The organism is Streptomyces sp. CB01635, from assembly GCF_002803065.1.
Lineage (GTDB): Bacteria > Actinomycetota > Actinomycetes > Streptomycetales > Streptomycetaceae > Streptomyces.
In genome coordinates, this window is the sequence record NZ_NNBL01000003.1 from 1440089 (window position 1) to 1463792 (window position 23704).

Consider the following 23704-nt stretch of genomic DNA (forward strand, 5'->3'; position numbering starts at 1 on the left):
GGGCGGTCACGGTCATGACGTATGCGATGGCGACCCGGCGCGACCCCGGTCACCGAGACGGCCGGGTGCGCGATACCCCGTACGGTGAACGCTTCACGCTCTTCGCCGAAGTCATCTGGATTGGCGTGCTCGTGACGCTGGCTTCCCTGCCCCTGGTGACCTGGCCCGCAGCGATGGCAGCGGGCTGCGCGGCGGTGCGCCGCTGCGTGCCCGACGGCCCGAGCGTGGGCACGGCCCGCCGCTTCGCCGCCGACTGGCGCCGCGCACTGCGCGGTGGAACCCTGCGCGGTACGGCGGGGCTCGCGTCCCTCGCGTTCCTCGCGGCCGACCTGCGGATCGCCGCTGTGGCCGGCGATCTGCCCGGCCACGGACTGCTCGTCGTGGTGTGTGCGGCGGCCGGCGTCGCCGTGGTCGTCGTGCAGCTGCGCGCGGCTGCCGCGTGGAGCGAGCCGGGCGATGCCGGCCCTGCGACCCTCGCCAACGGCTTCGCCGGGTGGCGGCGCGTCGCCCTGGCGCGCTCCCGCGACGACCTCGTGGGCTCGGTGATACTCGCGGCCGCCGTATGCGCGACGGCAGTCTGCGCCTGGCAATTGCTGCTCCTCCTCCCGCTGGTGTCGGGCGTCCTCGCCCTCGCGGCTGTGGCCGTGGAGCGACGCGGACGCGAGGAGAAGGCCGCGCGGACAGAGTGTCGCCGTCACGGTGGGACGGTCCTGCGCACAGGACAGTCGAGCTCTTCTGACGGGTCGAGTTCATGACTGCAAGCGCCGAGGACGTGGCAGGGGAGGCCGGGGTGTCTCCCTCCACCGTCTCCCGCTGCTTCGCGTCGCCCGAACAGGTGAGACCCGAGACCCGTGAGCGGGTCCTCGCAGCGGCGGCCCGGCTCGGCTACACACCCAGCCGCGTCGCCCGCTCGCTCGCCCTCGGCCGCACCCGGACCCTCGGCCTGATCGTGCCCGACATCGCCAACCCCTTCTTCGCGGTGGTCGCCAAGGCAGTACAGGCCCGCGCCCGCCGCAAGGACTATGCGGTGTTCCTGGCAGACACGGACGAAGACCCCGACGACGAATACGAGTTGGCCCTCACCCTCGCCCGCCAGGTCGACGGGCTGCTCCTCGTCGCGCCCCGCATGGACACCGAGCGCCTCGACGAGATTATCCAGCAGGTACCCAGTGTCATTGCCAACCGGCCCGTGCGGGGAGTGCCGACGGTCGTCATGCCCACAGCCGACGGGTTGCGTCAGGCGGTGGCGCATCTGCATGCCCTCGGGCACCGTCACCTCGCCCTCGTCCTGGGCGCCCGCGACTCCTGGTCGAGCGAGCAGCGCGGCCACGCCGTGCGCGCGGCGTGCGAGGAACTGGGCCTGAAGATCAGCGAGTTCGGCCCGCACGAACCGAAGTTCCATACCGGAGCGCAGGTCGCCGACCTCGCCCTTGCCTCCGGTGCCACTGCCGTCGTGGCGCACAACGACCTGCTGGCCTTGGGGATCCTGTCCCGGCTGAGCGAGCGCGGTGTGCGCGTGCCCGACGACGTCAGCCTCGTCGGCGTGGACGACATACTCCTCGCCGCGACCTCCACCCCGGCGCTCACCTCGGTGCGCCTGCCGCTCGATGCGCTGGGGGAGCAGTCCGTGAATCTCCTTCTGCGCCGCATTGAGGGCGGCGGACCGCAGTCGGCCGGTCCCCAGCAGGTCGTCCTCGACAGCGAGTTGATCGTCCGCCGTTCCACCGGCCCCGCCCCACGGAAGGAACCCTGACCATGACCGCCCTCACCACCCGGCGCGCCGCCGTCGTCGGCACCGGACACCGTGCCCAGATGTACACCCGGGCCCTCGGCGCCCGCGCCCACTACGACGTGGTGGCGCTCGCCGACCCCAGCCCGACCCGAATCGCCCACCACAACCGGCTGCTCACCGGCCTCGGCCGTCCGGAGGCAACCGCCACCGCGCCCGACGACTTCGCGGACCTGCTGCGGCGCGAACGGATCGACGAGGTCGTCGTCACCACCGTCGACGCCACCCACGACCACTACATCATCACCGCCCTTGAGGCGGGCTGCCGCGTCGTCACGGAGAAGCCCCTGACGACCGACGCCGCCAAGTGCCGTGCGATCCTCGACACGTTGGAGCGCACCGGCGGCGACCTGTCGGTCGGCTTCAACTACCGCTACAACCCGGCCCACGAAAAGGTCTGGCAGCTGCTCGCCGACGGCGCGATAGGTGACGTGCGGTCGGTGCACTTCGAGTGGCTCCTCGACGTACGTCACGGCGCCGACTACTTCCGCCGCTGGCACCGCGAGAAGCGGCACAGCGGCGGTCTCCTCGTGCACAAGTCGGGCCACCACTTCGACCTCGTCAACTGGTGGTTGAACGCGACCCCCTCACGCGTCCACGCCGAGGGCGGGCTCGTCTTCTACGGCCGGGGCAACGGCGAGGCGACCGGACTGCGCCGCGACTACGAGCGCGCGCACGGCGACGCGGCGGCAGCCGACGACCCGTACGCGATCCACCTGGCGGACGACCCCGGGCTCACCGCTCTGTACCTCGACGCGCAGGCCGCGGGTGACACCTATGTGCGCGACCGCAACGTGTTCGGTGACGGCATCGACATCGAGGACGACCTGGCGGTCCTGGTCCGCTACGACACCGGCGCCACCATGACGTACCACCTGACGGCGTACTCGCCCTGGGAGGGCTACCGCGTCATGTTCAACGGCACCGCGGGCCGCCTGGAGCTCGAGGTGGAGGAGAACACGTGGCAGCCCCCGCGTACCGCGGCCCCTGGGGGAGAGGCTGCGCATGGCGGCGTGCCGATGGCCAACCCGGGCCGTACGCGCATCCTGCTGCGTCCCCTGTGGGAGGAGCCGCGCGAGGTGACCTTCGAGGTGGCGGCGGGCTCGCACGGCGGTGGGGATCTGCGCATGCTCAAGGAACTCTTCGGTCCGCTCGGCGACGGCTCCGACGAGGGGGCGGCTCCGGCAGCGGGCAAGGGTGCCACGGCCCGCGACGGCGCGTTCGCACTGGCGGTGGGCATCGCCGGCAACGAGTCCCTTGCGACGGGGCGGCCCGTGGACGCGACGGACCTGTTCGGGGAGCGCCACTCGACGAAGCACTGACGGCCGCGGCCGACATGCTGTCGCCCCGAGGGCAGCAGCCGTGGGGCGGAGGCCGGAGGTCAGCCCTCCGTCGCCTTCGCCCAGGGCGCGTCCAGTTCGGAGAACAGCGCGAGGCGACCGGCGCTCGATGCGGTGAGGGCGTCGATACCAGGGATCACCCGACGCTGCTCGGCACCCTCGCCGAGCATGTGCCAGACGCCCGGGGGCAGGCGAACCGGCTCGGGCGCGATGCGGACAGCCTCCAGCACCCGGGTGAAGGCGCCGCTGCGTTCCAGCGGGCTCAACAGCTCGTCGCCGTCACGGAGATGAGCGATCAGGTTCTCCAGGAGGTCCGTACGTGGATGTTCGTACTCCTGGGATACCTGGCCCCGCCGTTCCAGAAGTACACGGTCCTCGGTGTAGTGCAGTGTGATACGGCCCTGTTCGCCGTGCACGACGATGTAGGGCGCGACGTTCTGCTCGGCGCACAGGGTCGCGGCCAGCGTGATGGTTGTGTCGTGTGCAGTCGTCACACGGACACATGAGGTGTCGTCGGCCTCGATGTCATGGGCCCGGTAGAGCTCCAACTCCACGCCGGCCACGTCGTCCTGGCGATCGCTGCCGTCCACACGCAAAGCGGTGGCCAGGGCGTGGGCGAGGGGATTGGTCAGCACGCCGTCGACGACGTCCACCATGTCCTGCGCCCCGGGGCCGACGGCAACGCGGCGGCGTCCGGCCCAAGGCGAGCGGGCGTAGTACCGGGCCTCTCGCACCCACGCCCCGGCGGCACCGATGCCCACGGGCCGCCCGATTGCGCCGTCCGCTATCAACTGCCGTACGGATGCCACCGCCGCGGAGCCGAAGGACTGGAACCCGACCTGACACACGCGACCGGACCGGTCCAGTTCCTCGGCGAGCTGCTGGAAGCCGGCCAAGGAGGACGCGGGCGGCTTCTCGAGCAGTACGTGCGATCCGGCCCGGACGGCGGTCAGCGCGAGTGGGACGTGCGTATGGAGGGGTGTGCTGATGATGGTCACCGCGGGGCGGGTGCGCTCCAGGAGTGCCTTGAGGTCCGTGGACTGCGAGATGGACGCGAAGGGCCCGAGCCCGTCCAACTCTTCCGCGTCGAGGGGGCTTTGGTCGCAGACCCCGACGACCTGGACCTGCCCTTGTCCGGTGAGCCGACGCAGGTTCGCACGGTGGATGCGGCCGAAGCCACGGCCGCCGACGAGGACGACGGCGACGGGCTGCGCCGTCACCGTGCGGTGCGGCGGACGAACGCCGTCCGGGTGCACGGGCTTTGATCGCGGATGCAGTCCGACGCCAACGCGTTCATGTGTCTCCTAGTGGGCCGTCCTGTAAGCCGGCCTGGACGGTGGGCTGGTGTGGAACGGGCCTACGGCTGGCGTAAGGGGCTTGCGGCCACAGCCTTCCAGACGTGACCCGGTAGTTGGTCACATGGTCGGACCCTGTCCCGCGGGTTTTTGGCACTTCGTCTCGTTGTTGTCCGACCGCCCGAACACCTTGTCTCGCGTCGTGAGATGGGTGCGGACGAGGTCAACTTCCGTTCGGCCGGGGGTTGTTTCGGCATGGTACAGCGCTCTGGGGCCATGATCCAGAAAGCGCTTTCTCCGAGTTCTGCAATCAGCTCTGGAACGGAAGCCGAAGGAGCAGCCCCACATGCCCGCAGCGCCCCCCACCTCACATCCGTGTCGCCGCGATCGAGTGGCAAGAGTGGAGCGCCATGTACAAACACGGCGATGACCGGCCTGGCGAGACGAGACCCTCGAGTGGACGAGTGGTGAGAGGCTCCCTACCGGCCATCGCATTACAGGACCTCCTGTTCCAGCGCCTGTCGTCCGACCCCGAGTACCTTGAGCATGGCTCGAGTGGCTGGGCTGGGGTTGAATCGGCTCCAGGCCAGATACTCGATGCGATGAGGGCCGTCGACCACTGGGACCAGTGCCAGTTCGGGGGTGTCCGTGACCAGTGGTCGGATGAAGGCTGATGGCAGCAGCGCAATGCCGAGCCCGCGCGCAATGAGCCGGGTGATCAGCTCGACGACGCCGGACTCGTACGCAACGTCGCGGACCAGGCCTGCGGCGGCGAACGCCTGATCGGACTGGGCTCGGGCCGGTGTCCCGGCCACGAAGTCCACGAACGTCTCGTCGGCGATCTCCCGCAGGGTGACATGGGATACGCCCGCAAGACGGTGACCGGCCGGTACCGCCAGTACGTGCTCGTCGTGATCGAGCACAACGCTCTCCACACCGGACGGCCGATCACCCTCCGGAAGGCCGAGGAAGGCGATGTCCAGATCGCCGTTCCGGATCGCCGTCGCCAGTTCGTCACTGCGTCCGGAGCGGAGGGCGACGTGGACGTCCGGGTGCTGGGCGCGGTACCGCTGCAGCAGATCGGGTACGTCGACGGCGGCCGTGGTCACGATCACGCCGACGGCGAGGCGGCCGCGTATCACGCCGGTCGCGGCGGCAGCGTCGGCGACTGCGCGGTCGGCAGCGGCCAGACACTCACGCGCGCCCGCGACGAACGCCGCACCGGCGCTGGTCAGTTCGACCCGCCGGCTGGATCGGGCGAACAGCTTGATCCCGAGCTCTCGTTCCAGGCCGGCGATCCGGTGACTGAGTGACGACTGCACCACGGAGCAGCGTTCCGCGGCGCGGGTGAAGTTACGGGTTTCGGCGACGGCGATGACGTAGCGCATCTGCTGGAGGTCCACACTGCAATCGTTCTGGTTCATGGCTGCCATCGCAAGCATGCGTTGGATTCATGACGCGTTGTGCTGAGACTTCATCACATGCACTCCTTGACCAAGCGGTCACCCGGCCTGCGGCGGACCCCGCACGCGCAGCAGGTGGCAACCGTCGCACTGACCGCACTCGCTCCCGCTTCCTGGGGCACCACGTACGTCGTGACCACGGAACTGTTACCGCCAGGGCATCCGCTCTTCGCCGGGCTGATGCGCGCGTTGCCGGCCGGGTTGCTCGCGCTGGCGATCACCCGGGTGCTCCCGCGCGGGGACTGGTGGTGGAAGGCCGTCTTCCTTGGCGTGCTCAACATCGGAGGGCTGCCTCTGCTGTTCTTGGCGGCCGAACGACTCCCCGGCGGCGTCGCCGCCACACTCGGCGCTGCCCAGCCGCTGCTGGTCGCAGGCTTGGCCATCGCGGTGCTCCACGACCGACCCACGCTCTGGCGACTGACCTGGGGTGTGATCGGCGTGGCCGGTGTCGGACTCGTCGTGCTCGGTCCGGAGGCCCGGCTGGACGTCGTCGGGGTGCTCGCCGGCCTCGGCCATACGGCCCTCATGGCCGGCGGGGTCGTCCTCACCAAGCGCTGGGGCCGCCCCGCGGGCGTCGGTCCGTTGACCCTGGCCGGCTGGCAACTGACGGTCGGCGGCCTGCTGCTGCTCCCGCTCACCCTCGCGATCGAGGGGGTGCCGCAGCGGATCGATGCCGGAGCTGTCGGCGGCTACCTATGGCTCGGCAGCATGGGTGGGCTGATCGCGTATGCCCTCTGGTTCCGCGGGATCGCAGAGCTGCCGGTCGGCGCGTCCGCACCGCTGGTACTGCTGTCACCGCTGGTCGCGACTGTCATCGGAATCGTGCTGGGCGAGTCACTGAGCCCGCTGCAGACCCTTGGCTTCGTTGTTGCCCTGGCCGCCTTGCTCGCCGCGCAGTTCAACGCCCCGAGCCTGTCCGGCCGCATCGCGCGCGGCAGGTCGACAGAACGTCACATTCGAGAAGGCCAAGTTCGAGAAGGACGGATTCGATGAAGACCGATTCGACGAGGGCAGGCATGACGATCGCCGTGCTGGGTGCCACCGGGATGGTCGGCAGCCGGGTGATCACCGAGGCCAGTGCACGCGGGCACCACGTGCTTGCCCTGTCCCGGAAGCCTGCAAGCAAGGACCCGAACGTGACGCCACTCGCAGTCGAGGTGAGCCACGCGCACGCTGTGCGTGAGGCCCTTACGGGCTCCGTCGCGAACGGCACCGCGGACGCCGTGGTGTTGACCGTGCGGACCGTCCCGGTCGACGAGGAGTTCTTGGTCGGCGCTACCCGTACGGTGCTGGACATCGCGGCACGGCTCGGGATTCGTGTCCTCGTGGTCGGCGGCGCCGGCGCCTTGCGCAGCCCCGACCGTCACGATCTGCTGGTCGCCGACAATCCCGCGTATGTGTCCCCTGAATTGAAGACCGTCGCCGCTGCCGGGATCGCTCAGTTGCGAACCTGCCAGGCTCATACCGGCGCCGATTGGGCCTACTTGAGTCCGCCCGCCCTGCTCGAACCCGGTGAACGTACCGGCCACTATCGCCGGGGCACCGACACCTTGCTCACCAGCGACGAGGGCCGATCGTGGATCAGCGCCGAGGACCTGGCCGTCGCGGTGGTCGACGAACTCGAAGCCCCTGGCCCCGAACATCACATCACGGTTGTCCACCGCGACAAACGGCCATCAGCGTAGGCGGTCAGCCACGTGCTGTGGCGGCAGAACGTCAGCAGCCTGCCGAGCGGCTTCGCCCTCGAGTACTGGTTCACGTACGAGAAGAACGGCCCGCTCTACGACACCCCGCACTTCACCTACACAGTGGGCAGCGGAGGAGGTGGTGGCGGGGGAGGAGGTGGCGCGGGCACCTTCCCGATCACCTTCCAGAACAACACCCGTGGCGTCTACGCCGGTTCACAGATCTACATCACCGTGCTGGGGCAGGTGAGGCCCGGCCAGTGGTCGTACATGAAGGCCGACGGGACGATGGCCCACATCAGCCACCTGGACCCGACAGCACCAGGCCATCTCACCAAGGGTGGCGTGAACTACCCCAACATGTCGTTCACGCTGACCCAGGTGGGAGGCTCCGTCCCCTCACCCACATCCATCCGCGGGGGACGGATCTACGTCTCGCTCGGATCCCCGATGTACATCCCGGTCTCTCCCGACGACCAGGGCTGGGGCGGCCCTGACCTGCGCAACCCCAATGACCCCAACACCGACGTCTACTACGACTGGTACGAGTACACCTACGTCCACGGGCAGGTGGCGTTCGGCGGAAACACCACCCAGGTCGACCAGTTCGGCTTCCCCATGACCGCGCACCTGACGCAGGCATCCAGCGGCTATGACAACACCCAGGGCATCACACTGACCCGCGCGCAGGTCATGTCCCGGTACGCGGCCTCGGTAGGCGAGGCCTTCAAGCCGCTGCAGAGCACCCATCGCATCATCGCCCCGCGCTCCTCCAACCTCTTCCTGGCAGGAGGCCCGCAGGCGAACTATCTGCAGGCGTACATCGACCAGGCCTGGAGCTACTACGCCACCCATCCCTTCAAACTGACCCGGCTGGGCGAGACATTCAGCGGCCAGGTCAGCGGCACCACGCTCACCTTCACGAAGAATGGCACGGGCTCCTTCCGCCGAGAGGGCCGCCACCGCCGGGGCGCAGCAGCGTCCGGTAGAGGCCGGCGTGCGGGACGACGCCGGCGAAGAAGGCGCTCAGCGCGGGCGGCGGGCTCGCGGGGTCCGGGGTGCCGCGCCAGGCGTGGAGGGCGTCCACTGCTTCGCGGACCACGTCGGCGCAGGCGTCCACGGCCAGCGCCTCCAGGTCGCCGTAGTGGACGTAGAACGTGGCGCGGCCGACCCCGGCCCTGCGTGCCAGCGCGGCGACGCTGACGTCCGCCAGTGGGCGCTGCGCGCACTCGTCGAGCACCTGCGTTACGGCAGTTGCACCTTGTTCCGCCTCCGGGTCGACGAGGGCGCGACGCTTGGCCTACGACCTGAGCAGTGACAGCACGTTCGACCGGCCGAGAGGTGCCCGTGGTTTCGCGATCGCCCCGGTCACGCGCTGGGAGGAGTACGAGCAGTCCCGGGCCCTGTGCGTCGGCCACCGCACTCCGCCGGCAGTCCGCTCGGTGGCATGGTCCGGCTCGAGGCCTGGAGTGCGACCGGCAATGCCGCGTCGAATCTGCAGACCGGCAGGGAAGCCGGCACCGATGACGCCTTACAACTGATCACTGGGCGGGCCGCCGCAAGGGGCAGCTCACGCCGGGGCATGCGGCGTCCCGTGCCGCGTTCCCTGGGAGCTCTCAGGCAGAGGCGCGCCGCACCAGGGTCGTCGGGGTGATCACCGACGCCGGGGCCTCGCCGTCCGCGTTGTCGAGCCGCTGCATCAGAAGCTTGACCATCAGCCGGCCCATTCCCTCGATGTCCTGCCGGACCGTGGTCAGCGCAGGCTCCGTGGTCCGCACGACGGACGCCATGTCGTCGAAGCCGACCACGGCCACGTCCTCGGGTACCTGCACTCCCCGTTCGCGGAGGGTGCGCAGCGCGCCCGAGGCCATGAGGTCGTTGGAGACGAACACGCCGTCGACGTCCGGCCGCCGGTCGAGCAGTTCGGCCATGGCGCGGGCGCCGCTCTCCTCGGCGAAGTCGCCCTGGCACAGCAGGGCGGGATCGGCCTTGAGCAGCACGTCGTGGTAGCCGTCGATCCGGTTCAGCGCGGACATCTGGTCGCGCGGGCCCGCGATGTGCGCGATGTGCCGGCGGCCGAGCGACACCAGATGCCGGACGGCCTCCCGCGCGCCGCCCCGGTTGTCGCAGTCCACGAACGGCACGTTCAGGCCGGAGCCGGCGGCGGGCCTTCCGCCGAACACCGCCGGTATGCCCGTCCGCCCGATGAGGGCGGGCAGTTCGTCGTCGTTGTGCAGGGAGAACGCCAGCGCCCCGTCCACGTGCCCGCCGCCGAGATAGCGGGCGATCCGGTCATGGTCGCCGGGCCCCTCGACCCACAGCAGCACCAGCTGGGCGTCGTGCTCGGTCAGCTCCCGGCTGATGCCGCGGACCTGTTGCTCGAAGAACGGGTCGGAGAAGATCCGGAGTTCGGGCTCCGCGATGATCACCGCGACAGCACCGTTGCGCCGGGTGACCAGTGTGCGGGCCGCGTGGTTGGGAACATAACCGAGCTCCTCGACCGCCCTGCGCACCTTGTCCACCAGCGGGGCGCGCACGCCCGCGCCGCCGTTGACGACCCGGGACGCCGTGGCCCGGGACACGCCGGCATACGCGGCGACAGCTTCCAGCGTGGGGCGGGACCCCGTGGTCTGCTCGGGCAAGGCGGGCGCTCCTTCTGCGGCGCTGCTCGGTCTGCGGTGTGGGCTCGGGTCGGCCGGGCGGTCGACGCCGACCAGGATATCCGCAGACGCAGACGCAGACGCAGACGCAGACGCAGACGCAGACGCGCTGAGAGAGCTCCCGCGTGCCCGGGGTACGGCAGGAAAGTGCCCGGTCGGCGCCTTCGTCAGATAGGGCGGCTGCGGGCGGGCGGGACTTCAGGCTCCGCGCGTGGCGGTGACGAGGAGCCGTACTCATGACGGCCATGCGTCTCGACCGTGAGGCCGGGGACGCGGCTGCCGCCGGCCTGCGCATCGGGCCGGCGGGGCAGTCGACGATCGGCCTCGGCGCCAGTCCGGCGACGGGGCCGATCCCCACATTGACCACGATCGTGTCCAGGCCGCCCAGCTCGCGGGCGCCTCCTCGACTACGGCCGGCCGACTGCCGCGCCTCCATGGCGTCCCGGGCTGTTCAGCCGGATGAACGCGACGATGCGGTTCCTGATCGGGGGGCGCGATCCCCTTCGGGGCGCTGCTCATCGGCCTGCTGGTCTCGACGACCGGCGTCCGCGGCACGCTGCTGGCCGGGGCAGTCGGCCAGTCGCTCACCTTCCTGCCCGTCTTCCTGTCGCCGTTACGCCGGATGCGCGAACTGCCGTCCTACGCGGAGCCGTCGGGGGAGGGGCGCCCCGGCGCCGGCCCGTTGGCGCCGAGATAGTCCTGAGAACGGGGGTGACCGCAGCCCGTACGGTGATGAGACGGGATGGATCGGCTCGAGAGGCACGTGCGGCAAGGCCTTCTTGCCGGGACCGGCCGGGCGTCGTGCAGTCGACGTGTGCGATCAGTAGGACGACAGCCGGTTGCGCAGCAAGCCCTCATTGCCCCCGACGTGCGGGCTCCGGAGCCGGACATCTGGCGCGGAGTCGTTCGCCGAGTAGGTAACGCGCCTTGGGTCAGCAGAGGTTGAGGCCACTGGGACGTCCTACGGGGCCCTTCGCGCGTTCAACTCCTTGCGAGCACAGCTCGGTTCAGGCCCTTCTTGCTTCACCTCTTGACGTCGTTGGTGCAGACCTTTAGGTTCCGGATCGCCACAGCTTCATGAATGCACTCTCTGTTCATCAACGTGGACAGAGGGACCCCCACCGCCGGCCTCCCATGAAGGGCTGTGATCCCCGATGACCAGACCACCCCTCGCGCGATCCACCGTGATCCGCGGCGCGCTCACCACCACGCTGCTTGCGCTCTCCGCCGGCGCCTTCGGTGCGGCATCCGCTTCTGCCGCTACCGGCACGATCACGGGTCTCGCCGGCAAGTGCCTCGACGTGGCCGGGGCGAGCTCGGCGAACGGCGCGGCCGTTCAGCTCTACGACTGCAACGGCACCGCCGCCCAACAGTGGACGGTCGGTTCCGACGGAACGATACGAGCCCTCGGCAAGTGTCTTGATGTCACCGGCAATTCGACCGCCAACGGGGCCAAGCTCCAGCTGTGGGACTGCACGGGCGGCTCGAACCAGAAGTGGTCGGTCTCCGCGGCCGGCGACATCGTCAACCAGCAGGCCGACAAGTGCGCCGACGTTACGGGCAACACCTCGACGAACGGCACCCCCGTCCAGATCTGGAGCTGCACCGGCGCCGCCAACCAGAAGTGGACCGCGCCCACCGGCGGCGGCACCACCCCCACCGCGCCGATGGCGGTCGCCCCGTACCTCTACAACGGCTGGGGCAGCCCGCCGAACCCGACCACGGTCATGAACGCCACCGGCGTCAAATGGTTCACCCTCGCCTTCGTGCTCAGTAACGGCACCTGTAATCCGCAGTGGGACGGCAGCCGCCCGCTGACCGGTGGCGTCGACCAGCAGACCGTGAACACCGTGCGGGCGAACGGCGGTGACGTCATCCCCTCGTTCGGCGGCTACAGCGGCAACAAGCTGGAGAGTTCCTGCACCAGTGCCGGCGCGCTGGCAGGCGCGTACCAGAAGGTCGTCAACGCCTACGGGCTCAAGGCGATCGACATCGACATCGAGGCCGACGCCTACAGCAATCCGACGGTCCAGCAGCGCACCGTGGACGCACTCAAGACCATCAAGGCCGACAACCCCGGCATCAAGGTGTACGTCACCATCGGCACCGGCCAGTCCGGCCCCGACACCAGCCTCATCAACCGTGCCGCCAACTCGGGTCTGACCGTGGAGAGTTGGACGATCATGCCGTTCGACTTCGGTGGCGCCGGCCAGAACATGGGCACGCTCACCCAGCGCGCCGCCGAGGGACTCAAGACGGCCCTCAAGAACGCCTACGGCTACAGCGACGACCAGGCGTACCGGGACATGGGCATCTCCTCGATGAACGGGATCACCGACCAGAACGAGACGGTCACCGTCGCCGACTTCCAGACCATCCTCACGTACGCGCAGCAGCACCACCTGGCGCGGCTGACGTTCTGGTCGGTCAACCGGGACCGCCCCTGCACGGGCGGCGTCGCCGACAGCTGCTCCGGCGTGAGCCAGCAGAACTGGGACTACACGCGCGTCTTCGCGAAGTACACCGGCTGACCTTCCCCACCCCCCCATCAGCGTAGGAGGGCCACCATGCTCAGAACCACAGTCGCCCCAACCACATCGAGAAGAGCCTCCGGCCGCCACCGGATACCGAAGGTGCTCACCGTGCTCGCCCTCATGGCGAGCAGCATGTCCGGCGTGGCAGTCGCCGCACAGGGCAACGCGACCGCCCGGGAGCCGGTCACCGCCCAGGCGGCCGCCCCGCCGACCGGCTGGGCCACCGTCGTCAACGCGGGCAGCGGCAAGTGCGTCGACGCGCGGGCCGCCGGGACGACGGACGGGACCGCCGTCCAGCAGTACACCTGCAACAGCACCCAGGTTCAGCAGTGGCGGATCGAGGCCACCTCCGGTGGGTACTCCCGGGTCGACAACCGGGCCGACGCCGGCAAGGCATGGGACGTCACCGACGTCTCGACGGCGGACAGCGCGCCGGTGCAGCTGTGGACGTACAGCGGCGGCGCCAACCAGCAGTGGCAGGCCGTCGCCGAGTCGAGCGGCGCGTACCACTTCGTGAACCGCAACAGCGGCAAGTGCCTCGACGTGCCGAGCGCCTCCACCTCGGACAGCGTGCAGCTGACGCAGTACACGTGCAACGGCACCGCGGCCCAGTCCTTCTACGTCAATCCCGTCGATGTCACGCCGCCGCCCGGGACCCCGGATCTCGGCCCGAACGTCACCGTCTTCGACCCGTCGACGCCCGCCGCCACGATCCAGAGCAGCCTGAACGCGGCCTTCGCGCAGCAGGAGACCAACCAGTTCGGTACTGCTCGCAAGGCCTTCCTCTTCAAGCCGGGCACGTACGACGCCAACGCCAACGTCGGCTTCTACACACAGGTCGCGGGCCTGGGTCTGTCCCCGGACGACGTCACCATCCGTGGTGCGGTGCACGCCGAGGCCGACTGGTTCCAGGGCAACGCCACCCAGAACTTCTGGCGGTCGGCCGAGAACCTGTCGGTGACCCCTACGGGCGGCACGGACCGCTGGGCGGTGTCGCAGGCCGCCCCGTACCGGCGCATGCACCTGCGCGGCAACCTCGCCCTGGACGACGGCGGCTGGTCCAGCGGCGGCTACATGGCCGACACGAAGATCGACGGGCAGGTCAACTCGGGTTCCCAACAGCAGTGGCTGTCGCGGAACACCGAGTGGGGCAGCTGGACCGGATCCAACTGGAACATGGTTTTCGTCGGCGCCAAGAACGCTCCCGCGAACAGCTTCCCCAGCCCGCCGTACACCACCGTCGCCCAGGCGCCGGTCACTCGCGAGAAGCCGTTCCTGTACGTCGACGCGGCAGGTTCCTGGAAGGTGTTCGTCCCCTCCGCGCGCGCCAACACGAGTGGCACGACATGGAGTTCAGGCACACCTGCGGGTGCGTCACTGCCCCTCGACGACTTCTTCATCGTCAAGCCGGGCGCCACGGCCGCGCAGATGAACGACGCGCTTGCCGCAGGTAAGAACCTCCTCGTCACGCCCGGGGTCTACCACCTCGGCCAGACCCTGAAGGTGACACGACCCGACACCGTCGTCCTGGGCCTCGGCCTCGCCACACTCATTCCCGACAACGGCATCACCGCGATGACGGTCGCCGACGTGGACGGCGTCCAGCTCGCCGGTCTGCTGATCGACGCCGGGACCACCAACTCCGCGCAACTCATGGAAATGGGCCCCAGCGGCTCCTCCGTCGACCACAGCGCCGACCCCAGCGCGCTGCACGACGTGTTCTTCCGCATCGGCGGGGCGGGAGTCGGCAAGGCCACCACCAGCCTGACGATCAACAGCGACGACGTCATCGGCGACCACCTGTGGCTCTGGCGAGCCGACCACGGCAGCGGGGTGGGCTGGACCAGCAACACCGCCGACACCGGGCTCGTCGTCAATGGCGATGACGCGACGATGTACGGCCTGTTCGTCGAGCACTACCAGAAGCACCAGACCATCTGGAACGGCAACGGCGGACGCACGTACTTCTACCAGAACGAGATGCCGTACGACCCGCCCAACCAGGCAGCCTGGATGAACGGCTCCACGCAGGGCTACGCCGCCTACAAGGTGGCGAACTCGGTGACCAGCCACCAGGTGTACGGCTTCGGCAGCTACTGCTACTTCAACGTCAACCCCGGCGTCGCCGCCGAGCACGCCATCGAGGCGCCCAACAACGCGAATGTGCGCTTCAAGGACATGGTGACGGTCTCACTGGGCGGCACCGGCACGATCCGGCACGTCGTCAACGACCGGGGCGGCCCCTCCAACTCCTCCACCAACGTCGCCAACCTCGTCAGCTACCCGTGAGCGCGTGACCAGCCTGGAAAGGACCGATCCAACGATGCACACCTTCAGATCCGGCTCGGCGCGCGTGACCCTGCGAGTCCTCCTCCTGCTGGCGACGCTGCTCACCCTGGCGGCGCCGCCCGCCGCCCGGGCGAGCACGGCGGCCGCGCCGTTCAAGGTGCTCGGGCTGTACAGCGGCACCTGGGACGCGGCGCATATTGATTTCGAGAAGGAGGCGAACGACTGGTTCCCCAAGCAGGCCGCGGCGAACGGTTTCACCTACACCGCCAGCAACAACTGGGACCTGCTCAGCAACGGCGGCGTAGATGCCTATCAAGTCGTGCTGTTCCTCGACGACGTGCCGCAGACCTCCGCCCAACGGGCCGGATTCGAGCAGTACATGCGCGGTGGTGGCGCCTGGATGGGTTTCCACGTCTCGGCCTTCACCACCGACGCGGCGAGCTGGCCGTGGTACCACAACCAGTTCCTCGGCAGCGGCAATTTCAAGTCCAACACCTGGGGCCCGACGACCGCGGTTCTGAAGGTCGAGGACCGCACCCACCCGTCCACCAGGAACCTGCCGGCCACGTTCACCTCGTCGGTCAGCGAGTGGTACAGCTGGTCCAACGACCTCCGGCAGAACCCGGACATCAAGATCCTGGCCTCCGTCGACCCCAGCAGCTTCCCGCTGGGCACGGATCCCAACCAGTCCTGGTACAGCGGCTATTACCCGATCCTGTGGACCAACACGAAGTACAAGATGCTGTACGCGAACTTCGGCCACAACGCGATGAACTACGACACCAACACCCGCCTTTCGTCGACGTTCGCGAGTGAGACCCAGAACCGGTTCCTGCTGGACGGGCTGAAGTGGCTGGGCGGCGCAGACCCCACTACACCGCCGGAGGATTCGATCTCCGAGACCTCCTGGTACACGCTGGGGAACAGTGGCAACGGCACCTGCGTGGACGCCCGTTCGGCTGCCACGGCGAACGGGACAGCGATCCAGCAGTACGCCTGCAACGGCACGCAGGCGCAGCAGTTCCGGCTCCGCTCGACCGAGGGCGGATACCGTCAGATCGGCATACGCGCCAACCCGCAACAGGTCATCGACGTCACCGGCGCCTCGACCGCCGACAAGGCGCCGTTGCAACTTTGGAGTTACGCCGGAGGGCAGAACCAGCAATGGCTGCCCGTCAAGGAAGGTGCTGGGCGTTACCACTTCACCGCCCGACACAGCGCCAAGTGCCTGACGGCGGCGAGCGCCGCGACGAACAGCACACAGCTCACCCAACGCACCTGCGACGGCTCACCTGCGCAGAGCTTCATGCTGACGGCACAGTCCTGACCGTTCAGAGCGGAGGCCGTAGGAGGGTGCCCCCGTCGCCGCAGGCCGGCGACGGGGGCACCTTCGCTTCCCTGCTGGTCGAGTCCCAGGTGGCGATGCCGTCGGCGTCCGAGCGCCAGTAGCAACAGGCCTTGCCGCCCTTGGACGGGTGCCCCACGCCGGCATTCACCGATATTCCCCTCCCCAGGAGCGCAGCAGGACCGCCGCAGGCCGTGAGTACACCCCTCACGGGCGCGTTCCCACCTCCGCGTGACCCGTGCGATCCAGATGCCAGCGGTGTTCCACCTCGAAGCGGTGCAGCCCGGTGCGGCGTTCGACGATCACGTCGACGGTGGCGCGTTCCGTGTTGGTGCACGTGGCGGTCGCTCCGTCGGGGTCGGTGTAGGAGAGCTGCACACAGTCGGCCGGGTCCTGGGTCACATCGATCCGTACCCTGCGCCGCGCGGTGCCGCCTGCGACCGACCAGTCGGGCAGCCCCATCCGTGCGCGCAGCAGTGGCGCGGTCAGCAACGGGTCGCGCGGCCAGTCGGTGCCACCGATCCGCAGTTGGAGCATGGGCAGAGGTGGCAGCCACCGCATCGTGGGACGGCGGGCGACAGCGGCCACCACTTCCAGTACGTCCCCGCCGCCGAGGCCCGCATGGAGCCACGCCCATCGCTGGGCATTGCCGTGACCGGCGATCCGGGCGACGCCTCCCACGGCCCCGGAGGGGGTGAACCGCCGCTCCCCGACGACGAGTTCCCCTTCGAAGACCGCGTCGGGGGCAGGCAGGATCTGGGCGGCGGGCAGCAGTTCACGCTGCCAGGACCAGCGCGGAAAGGTGTAGAGGGGCTCGCCGCCCCCGGTGACCGTCAGGCGCCAGGTGATCGCGCCCGCGGTGCCCTCCAGCAGCCGGGGCGTTGCCCGCACCCCCGGCACCTCGAAGTACGCCTCGCCCTGGGGCGGCGGGGAGTCCGGGACCCCGAACCGCTCGGTGACCGGCGGCCCGTCCGGCGGGAAGACAGATATCCAGCCATGCGCCCGGGCCGGGCCGCCATGCTTGGGCGCCACCACTCCGTGGTGGATCCACACGCCGGTCCCGGTCCGGGGATCGGTCAGCGTCGCGTACCAGACTTCGAGCCGCCCTGGACGACCGGTCATCCGCGGCGGATAGAGCGAGCTCACGAGGGATTCCTTTCACCGGGGCGCGGGGGCCCCGTATCGTGCGCGGACGCCCGTCTCGGCGGTGCTCTCCACGATGCCGGGACAGGCCCGTTCGGCCAGCGCCGCGATCGTCAGTGAGGGGTTGACGCAGAGCGAGGTCGGTACTGCCGAGCCGTCGGTGACGAACAGGCCGGGATGGCCTCGCAGTTCGCCGCGTTCGTCGAGCGCCGAGGTGGCCGGATCGTCACCCATACGGCAGGAGGCAAGAGGGTGCGCGCTCACGGACCCGGCGGCGTTCTCGCTCCAGGGCCGCACCCGCGCAAGACCGTCGCGCTCCAGCACCGCCCGGGCCTCGGCATCCGCGGCGGCCCAGCCACGCAGGGTGTTCGCTGTCGGCCGGTACGAGAGGGTGGACAGGCAGAGCGATGTGGCCACGCGCGTCGAGCTTCCGGTGGGCGGCGGCGGGCCGAAGACGCCCTCGTTGTCGTCCTCGGTCATGGCGAGCACGGAGAGCCACGAGGGCCAGCGTGCTCGCATCTCCTTCTTCCGGACGCCGAACCAGCTCGTCGCCGGGGTGTCGGTGGCCTGGGCCAGCAGGTCGGTGATGCCGGGGAAGTAGATCTGCTGAAGGGAGAAACGGGTGAACTCCGCCGTTGCCGGGTCGAGCCGGTCGTACGACATGGAGCCGATGGGCTTCCCGATGGGGAAGCCCTGGTACGGGATGCCCGGGGCGCGCTCGAGACCGAGCAGGTCGCGCACCTTGCCTTCGTCGACGTCGGCGATGGACACGCGGTCGCCGTTGCCCGAGAAGTAGCGACCGACGGCTTGCGGGACACCGCCGAGCAGGGGAGCCGAGCGCTGCAGCAGCACCGGGCTGGGCCAGAGCGCCCGCGGCCAGCACCACGGTCTTGGCCTCGATCGCCCCCACGCCGGCCGGCAGCCGGTAGTCGCCGGCGTCGAGCTGTGTGTACGAGACGCGGTAGCGGTAACCGGGTGTGGTGGCCGGTGCGATCGTCTGTGCCTCGTGGAGTGGGCGGATCTCGGCGCCGTGCGCGGTCGCGGCGGGGAGGTAGTTCAGCAGCATGGAGCGCTTGGCGTCGAAGTGGCAGCCGTTCAGCATCCAGTTGCAGTTGGTGCAGCGGGCCAGGTCGACGGCGACGGGCACAGGGTTGCAGGTGCGGCCCGCACGGGCACACGCTGCAGCGAACAGCCCTCCGGGGTAGGGGACTTGGTCCCAGCTCGGCTCGGCGACGGGCAGAGCCTCCTCGACCCGGTCGTACCACGGGTCGAGTGCCGCGCGCGTCAGGGTCGAAGGCCACAGGCGGTGGCCCAGACTGCCGCGGCGGTCGAAGACGAAGCCCGGAGCCCGCAGCGAAGCGGCGAAGTAGACCACGCTGGACCCGCCGACGCAGTTCCCGGCGACGACGGTGATGCCGTCGCCCTGCACGAGGTCGACGATCCGGGTATAGCTGCCCAGTCGCAGGTCATGGGTGAAGTCGGGGGCATTGAGGTGCGGTCCGCGTTCGAGGATCACCACCTTGGCGCCACCCGCGGCCAGATGGTAAGCGGGGATGGCGCCCCCGAAGCCGCTGCCGATGACCAGCACGTCGGTGCGTTCGGTGACGCTCATGCGGGGTGCCCTCCGGGGGTGGTGAGCGGGTGCTCGGAGGCGAGCCTTCTGCCGTACGAGTAGTCGGGGAAGCGCCACAGTCCGTCGGCGTCGGGCGCCGGGAAGCCGATCCAGGCCAGGCCCGGGTGGCGTTGCCGGATGGCTGCGGCGGTGTGCAGGTGGGCTGCGGTGTCGAAGGCCGCGGCGGCGAAGAGTGCGAGCAGCACGTACAGCTGGCGGTCCGGGGCGCCGGGTGTGAGCAGCTCTCCGGCGAGCGCGGTGCGGTCGGTGAACCGCAGGGCGACGAAGGGAGGTTGAGTGGGCAGCAGGACCCGGCCGTGGGTGGCCGCGTAGGCGAGGGCGCGGGTGTTGACGAGCAGTGCCAGCTCGGGCAGCAGTACGCCGATGCCGAGATCGGGAAGGTTGAGCAACTCGACGGCCCCCGCCTGTACGGCGCCGGGACCGGGGGCCGCCCCGGCGATCGCCACGTCACCGCCGTACCGCTTCTCGCCCGGGACCATGGTGTCCGCAAACGCCTCCAGCGTGGCGGTCGTCGGGTCGGGCAGCGCGAGGGAAGCCGGCTGCAGCCCGGCCCCAGCCACCGGGACCGACTCGGACACAGGACGCGCCGACGGCGCGGCCTCGGCGGTCAGCTCCCCTGCCCGCAGGGCGGCGACGGCAGCGGTCAGCCCGACGAGCAGCCGGCGCCGATCGGGACGTGCGGGCGGTTCGCTCAACACAGCCCGCTCACCGGCAGCCGCACCTTCACACCCGCGGCGTCGCGCACGAGCGCGTCGGCGAGCCGGGCGTCGTACGCCCGGATCACCTTCGCGGCGTCCTCGGCCCGCGCGGGCTGCCCGGCGACGGTGATGTTGCGTACCCTCGCTGCGGCGCTGCCCTCCGCCTTGTCGAACCAGTAACTGCCGTCCCAGCCGACCAGTTCGGTTCCGCCGGCCGTGGCCTGCACGCTCCAATGGTCCAACTGCCAGTAACGGCAGGCCGGTACGGCGATCGCGAAGCGCGCCGGCTCGGCCAGCAGAAAACGTGCCGCGCCGCCGTTGGTCACGGTGATGTCCCGCTTGGCGTACTCGACGCACAGCGGGTCGGCGGCGAACAGGGAGAGCGGCGGCGTCTCGCCCTCGCCGTAGCGGTGGAAGGTGCACGCGGAGGCGTACGGGGGGTCGGTGTAACCGCCGACGCCTGGTTCTGCAGCTGAGACTGATGTGGCGGGGATCAGGGCGGCGGCTGCCGCCACCACTGCGCCGAAGACGGTGAGGCGGAGGTTTGTGGACAGGGCGCCGAGGGCGTTCGGCGTGTGGCGAAGTACGGGCACAGTAGGACCTTCTTCACGTCCTAGCCCTGATGGGCGACGGTTACCGGCGGTCACATGCGGTCAGTATCTTGATCGCTGCGCGCCGTCGGCACAAGACATGGGACGGAGGTGATCCCGGTCGCTGGAGAGGCATGGGTGGCAGAGCGGACCTGCTTCGGCCCCGTCCCAGTGAAGACCACCGTCGAGGGAAGCAAGATTGCCGACATCATGGTGCTCCAGCACCTCAGCGACAACCCGCGGTCACGGTGTCTCGGCCGGGCGGGGGCCAGGGCGAGGGTGTCCGGCGCCCAGTTTCGTCCACGTTTCACAGCGGCAGCAGGATCCCGTAGCAGAAGACGCAGACGAAGTCTCTCAGGCCGTGTGGCCACTGGTGGTGGCCGTCTCCTGCCGTGGGTGGTCCGGCGGGTCGCCGGCGACGGGGGCGCGGTGAGCCCGGGCACGACGACGACATCCCGCCCGATCGAGACGATCGGACGGGATGCCGCGAGCGGCTTACGCTCCTACGAGCCGACTGAAGCTGTTACGCCGGGTCGATGCGGGAGATGCTGCCGCCAAGAGCGAGCACGTACAGCTCCCCGTCGCCGTCCTCCACGAACGAGACGACCTCGCCGCCGTTGACTCCGAGGTCGCTCCGGCCGGTCACCTCGCCGTTCTCGATCGTCAGACCGCGCATGGTGCCGTCGCAGTAGTCGCTGTACAGGTACTGCCCCTGAAGGTCCGGGATCGCGTCGCCGCGGTAGACGTATCCACCGGTCACCGAGCAGCCCAGCCCGTTGCGGTCGTACTCATGGACCGGCGGCACGTGGTTCGCGGGCTCCGTGCCACCCCGGAAGGGATGAGTACCCTCCATCGAGGCCCAGCCGTAGTTTTCGCCGCCCTCGCTGTCCGCCGAGGCCCAGTCGATCTCTTCCCAGTCGCTCTGGCCGACGTCACCGATCAGCAGGTCGCCGGTGCCCGAGTCGAAGGAGAACCGCCACGGGTTGCGCAGCCCGTACGACCAGATCTCGTCCTTCGCGTCCGGGTCGTCCACGAACGGGTTGTCCGCCGGGACCGCGTACGGCTCGCCGCCGCTCGGGTCGATCCGCAGGAGCTTGCCGAGCAGCGTGTCGAGCCTCTGCCCGTTGCCTTGCGGGTCACCGCCCGAGCCGCCGTCGCCGAACGCGATGTAGAGGTAGCCGTCGGGGCCGAACTTGATGTCGCCACCGTTGTGGTTCTCGTACGGCTGCGTCTGGGTGAGGACCGTACGCCGGGAGTCCGTCTGGATCGCGCCGTACTGCACGGCGAACTCGTCGATGGTGCTGGTGCCCTCGAGGTCCGTGTACGAGATGTAGAAGTGCTCGAACCCGCTGTCGAACGCCACGCCCAGCAGGCCGCGTTCACCGTCGGTGGTCGTCTCACTGGATATGTCGAGAACGGGCTCACCGAGCCCTCGGTCGTCCAAGACCCGTACGGTGCCCGCGCGTTCGGCTATCCAGACAGTGCCGTCGGGCCCGGCGGCACCTGCGGTCGGATTCTGGGCCGTGGCCACTTCCGTGAGCGCGACACCTGCCGCCGCCCGGGGCGGGGCGGCCGGCTCGTCGGCGTACGCCGTGGCGAAAGCGAGGGAAGCGGCAAGACAGATGGTGCCGATGATCGCCGAGCTTCTGGTGCGAAATTTCACCGTGACTCCTAGAGGCGGCGAGTGGGGGGAGTTCACCCGGCTGCTTTGGGCGGAGTTCAGCGGGCGTCGCCCGCGCCGGCACGCAACGTGGGTGGGGGGATCGTGTGCCACTGGCTACGGGCGAGGATACTGGGGACAGGGGCGGTTGGCCTAGACCAATGCCTCACCTGTCTGTGCCGAGCACCTTGACCCTTCTTGGGGCAACCGAGCGCCACTTGGCCAGGCGCGCCAACTGCAGTGCTCTTCCACCGGCCCCGGCCGACCTGCTGTTCTCCGAGCGCGGCCGCGATCACGCGGCGCGCGGGCGGGCCTGAGGGGCCGTCCCCGTGCGTGCTGCCGAAGGTGGCTTCAGTGCTCGATGCTGAACAGGCGGCTCTCCACTCCGTCGAGGGCGAGCCGGAGCGCTCCGTGGGCCACCGCCTGGTCGCTGAGTTGGGAGGCGACCACGGTCACGGGGAAGAGGCAGAGCTCGGCGAGGCGGCTGCGCAGGGGAGCGAGGAGGAGTTCGCCGGCACGGGAGAGGCCGCCGCCGATGACGACCGCCTCCGGGTCGACGGTGAGGACCACGGCGGCGACGCCCTGGACGAGGTCGGCGGCGAAGTCGTCGAGGGCCTTGATCGCCGAGGGGTCGTCGCAGCGCGCCGCGTCGAAGAGCCGCTCCGGCGTGCCCCACCGGTCCAGGAGCCGCCGGTGTGCGTTGTGCCAGCCGGAGCCGGGCAGTACGCCGATCTCTCCGGCCGCGCCGTGCCGGCCGTGCAGGACGGTGCCGTCGAGCAGGATGCCGGCCGAGATGCGGCGCCCCACATGGATGTAGACGACGTCGCGGGCGTCGGTGGCGCCGCCGCGCCAGCGCTCGCCGAGCGCGGCCAGCTTGGAGTCGTTGCCGGCGACGACGGGCGCGCCGAAGGTCGTCTCGAACGCGGACGCGAGATTCGTGCCCTGCCACTCGGGCAGCACGGCGCTGATCGTGACGGTGTGGTCGGTGTCGACGATCCCGGTGGTGCCGACGCCCACAGCCCGTACGGCGCCGGTCTGCTGCCCGGCGCCGCGCAGCGTCCGGTGGCCCAACGCCCGTGCCGCGGCGATGCGTTGGTCCGGGTTCAGCTCGGGCCCCATGGCGGTGCGGCGCACCCCGAGCACGGTGCCGGCCAGGTCGCAGACGATGGCGAGCGCCTTGTGGACGCCTATGTCGAGGCCGAGGACGCAGCCGGACTCGGCGCGGAAGCGGTAGCGCTTGGCGGGGCGGCCCAGGCGTCGGGGCGCGTCGGGGTCGGGGGCGACCTCGGCGGCCAGGCCCTGGTCGACGAGTCCGGCAAGCGCGTTCTCGACGGTGGCGCGGGCGACTTCGGTGGCCTTGACCAGCTCGGTGAGGGTCAGCCCGGTGTCCGCGGCGGCGTGCAGGGCGCGCAGCACGGCGGCCTGGTTGAACCGGCGCAGCAGTGAGGAATCGGCCCCCGATGTGGCAGCGATGTGAATCGACCCCCTTGACGTGGTGGCGGCCCGGGTGGACTATCGAGCCGCTTTATTTCAGAAGGTAGCAGAAATAAAACCGCACGGGCGGCAGCGCGTTCCCGTCC

The 23704-nt window shown here is 69.9% G+C and carries 18 protein-coding genes and 3 pseudogenes; 9 read left to right on the plus strand and 12 right to left on the minus strand.

The window, feature by feature from the left end:
• The first annotated feature begins 14 nt into the window (after positions 1-14).
• Genes CG723_RS14720 through CG723_RS14730 form a run of 3 tightly spaced genes read left to right on the plus strand, consistent with a single transcriptional unit; the run spans position 15 to position 3111 of the window.
• The gene (locus tag CG723_RS14720; protein ID WP_107489199.1) at positions 15-755 is read left to right on the plus strand and encodes a DUF624 domain-containing protein; all 741 of its coding nucleotides are present in this window, start codon (positions 15-17) and stop codon (positions 753-755) included.
• Positions 752-1753 (plus strand): LacI family DNA-binding transcriptional regulator, encoded by a 1002-nt coding sequence (locus CG723_RS14725; protein WP_100593708.1) that lies wholly within the window; start codon positions 752-754, stop codon positions 1751-1753. The genes CG723_RS14720 and CG723_RS14725 overlap by 4 nt, the downstream gene beginning before the upstream one ends.
• Positions 1754-1755: 2 nt before the next feature.
• Complete coding sequence (locus CG723_RS14730; RefSeq protein WP_100593709.1) at positions 1756-3111, plus strand: Gfo/Idh/MocA family protein; 1356 nt, start codon at positions 1756-1758, stop codon at positions 3109-3111.
• A 59-nt stretch (positions 3112-3170) separates the two neighbouring features.
• Here CG723_RS14730 and CG723_RS14735 read toward each other — a convergent pair whose 3' ends face one another.
• Together CG723_RS14735 and CG723_RS14740 are read right to left on the minus strand one after the other, a co-directional pair.
• Complete coding sequence (locus CG723_RS14735; protein ID WP_100593710.1) at positions 3171-4349, minus strand: Gfo/Idh/MocA family protein; 1179 nt, start codon at positions 4347-4349, stop codon at positions 3171-3173.
• A 569-nt stretch (positions 4350-4918) separates the two neighbouring features.
• The gene (locus CG723_RS14740; RefSeq protein ID WP_100593896.1) at positions 4919-5827 is read right to left on the minus strand and encodes a LysR family transcriptional regulator; all 909 of its coding nucleotides are present in this window, start codon (positions 5825-5827) and stop codon (positions 4919-4921) included.
• A 78-nt stretch (positions 5828-5905) separates the two neighbouring features.
• Between CG723_RS14740 and CG723_RS14745 the strand changes: the two genes are divergently transcribed.
• The 3 genes and pseudogenes from CG723_RS14745 to CG723_RS47530 all read left to right on the plus strand — a co-directional run.
• Positions 5906-6880: an EamA family transporter gene (locus CG723_RS14745; RefSeq protein WP_100593711.1), complete on the plus strand. Its 975-nt coding sequence runs from the start codon at positions 5906-5908 to the stop codon at positions 6878-6880.
• Positions 6877-7572 carry an NAD(P)-dependent oxidoreductase gene (locus tag CG723_RS14750; RefSeq protein WP_442802549.1) on the plus strand — a complete coding sequence of 232 codons (696 nt, stop codon included), beginning with the start codon at positions 6877-6879 and terminating at the stop codon, positions 7570-7572. The genes CG723_RS14745 and CG723_RS14750 overlap by 4 nt, the downstream gene beginning before the upstream one ends.
• Before the next feature lie 12 nt (positions 7573-7584).
• Positions 7585-8454: pseudogene (locus CG723_RS47530) on the plus strand (beta-1,3-glucanase family protein); the annotation flags it as partial.
• Positions 8455-8518: 64 nt separating this feature from the next.
• Here the strand turns inward: CG723_RS47530 and CG723_RS46190 are convergent.
• A pseudogene (locus tag CG723_RS46190) lies at positions 8519-8812 on the minus strand (TetR/AcrR family transcriptional regulator); the annotation flags it as partial.
• Between the two features lie 376 nt (positions 8813-9188).
• On the minus strand, positions 9189-10214 hold the full coding sequence (locus CG723_RS14760; protein WP_100593713.1) for a LacI family DNA-binding transcriptional regulator: 1026 nt from the start codon (positions 10212-10214) through the stop codon (positions 9189-9191).
• 1172 nt (positions 10215-11386) lie between these two features.
• Between CG723_RS14760 and CG723_RS14770 the strand changes: the two genes are divergently transcribed.
• The 3 genes from CG723_RS14770 (at position 11387) to CG723_RS14780 (ending at position 16382) form a co-directional block, all read left to right on the plus strand.
• Positions 11387-12763 (plus strand): lectin, encoded by a 1377-nt coding sequence (locus CG723_RS14770; protein WP_100593715.1) that lies wholly within the window; start codon positions 11387-11389, stop codon positions 12761-12763.
• A 135-nt stretch (positions 12764-12898) separates the two neighbouring features.
• Positions 12899-15055, plus strand: a complete 2157-nt coding sequence (locus tag CG723_RS14775; protein WP_234374318.1) for an RICIN domain-containing protein — start codon at positions 12899-12901, stop codon at positions 15053-15055.
• A gap of 34 nt (positions 15056-15089) precedes the next feature.
• Positions 15090-16382: a ThuA domain-containing protein gene (locus CG723_RS14780; RefSeq protein ID WP_100593716.1), complete on the plus strand. Its 1293-nt coding sequence runs from the start codon at positions 15090-15092 to the stop codon at positions 16380-16382.
• A 4-nt stretch (positions 16383-16386) separates the two neighbouring features.
• Here the strand turns inward: CG723_RS14780 and CG723_RS46195 are convergent, their stop codons facing one another.
• The 8 genes and pseudogenes from CG723_RS46195 to CG723_RS14810 all read right to left on the minus strand — a co-directional run bounded on the left by CG723_RS46195 (position 16387) and on the right by CG723_RS14810 (position 23540).
• Complete coding sequence (locus tag CG723_RS46195) at positions 16387-16551, minus strand: hypothetical protein (RefSeq protein ID WP_159032456.1); 165 nt, start codon at positions 16549-16551, stop codon at positions 16387-16389.
• Positions 16552-16607: 56 nt separating this feature from the next.
• A complete protein-coding gene (locus CG723_RS14785) occupies positions 16608-17546 on the minus strand; it encodes a hypothetical protein (RefSeq protein WP_199841746.1) in 939 nt (312 codons plus the stop codon).
• 12 nt (positions 17547-17558) lie between these two features.
• Positions 17559-18395: a GMC family oxidoreductase gene (locus tag CG723_RS49205; protein ID WP_442802550.1), complete on the minus strand. Its 837-nt coding sequence runs from the start codon at positions 18393-18395 to the stop codon at positions 17559-17561.
• 58 nt (positions 18396-18453) lie between these two features.
• A pseudogene (locus CG723_RS49210) lies at positions 18454-19155 on the minus strand (GMC family oxidoreductase N-terminal domain-containing protein); the annotation flags it as partial.
• Positions 19152-19721 carry a DUF5987 family protein gene (locus CG723_RS14795; RefSeq protein WP_100593900.1) on the minus strand — a complete coding sequence of 190 codons (570 nt, stop codon included), beginning with the start codon at positions 19719-19721 and terminating at the stop codon, positions 19152-19154. The gene CG723_RS14795 and the pseudogene CG723_RS49210, both read right to left, overlap by 4 nt.
• Positions 19722-19867: 146 nt before the next feature.
• Positions 19868-20467, minus strand: a complete 600-nt coding sequence (locus CG723_RS14800) for a hypothetical protein (RefSeq protein ID WP_100593717.1) — start codon at positions 20465-20467, stop codon at positions 19868-19870.
• A 520-nt stretch (positions 20468-20987) separates the two neighbouring features.
• Entirely contained in the window at positions 20988-22127 is a 1140-nt protein-coding gene (locus CG723_RS14805) for a PQQ-dependent sugar dehydrogenase (RefSeq protein ID WP_100593718.1), read from the minus strand.
• A gap of 348 nt (positions 22128-22475) precedes the next feature.
• Positions 22476-23540: an ROK family protein gene (locus CG723_RS14810; protein ID WP_199841747.1), complete on the minus strand. Its 1065-nt coding sequence runs from the start codon at positions 23538-23540 to the stop codon at positions 22476-22478.
• Between the last annotated feature and the right edge of the window lie 164 nt (positions 23541-23704).

Coding starts and splice junctions, on each gene's coding strand:
- CG723_RS14720 (WP_107489199.1), top strand. CDS start 15: ATGACGTATGCGATGGCGACCCGGCGCGACCCCGGTCACCGAGACGGC.
- CG723_RS14725 (WP_100593708.1), top strand. CDS start 752: ATGACTGCAAGCGCCGAGGACGTGGCAGGGGAGGCCGGGGTGTCTCCC.
- CG723_RS14730 (WP_100593709.1), top strand. CDS start 1,756: ATGACCGCCCTCACCACCCGGCGCGCCGCCGTCGTCGGCACCGGACAC.
- CG723_RS14745 (WP_100593711.1), top strand. CDS start 5,906: ATGCACTCCTTGACCAAGCGGTCACCCGGCCTGCGGCGGACCCCGCAC.
- CG723_RS14750 (WP_442802549.1), top strand. CDS start 6,877: ATGAAGACCGATTCGACGAGGGCAGGCATGACGATCGCCGTGCTGGGT.
- CG723_RS14770 (WP_100593715.1), top strand. CDS start 11,387: ATGACCAGACCACCCCTCGCGCGATCCACCGTGATCCGCGGCGCGCTC.
- CG723_RS14775 (WP_234374318.1), top strand. CDS start 12,899: ATGTCCGGCGTGGCAGTCGCCGCACAGGGCAACGCGACCGCCCGGGAG.
- CG723_RS14780 (WP_100593716.1), top strand. CDS start 15,090: ATGCACACCTTCAGATCCGGCTCGGCGCGCGTGACCCTGCGAGTCCTC.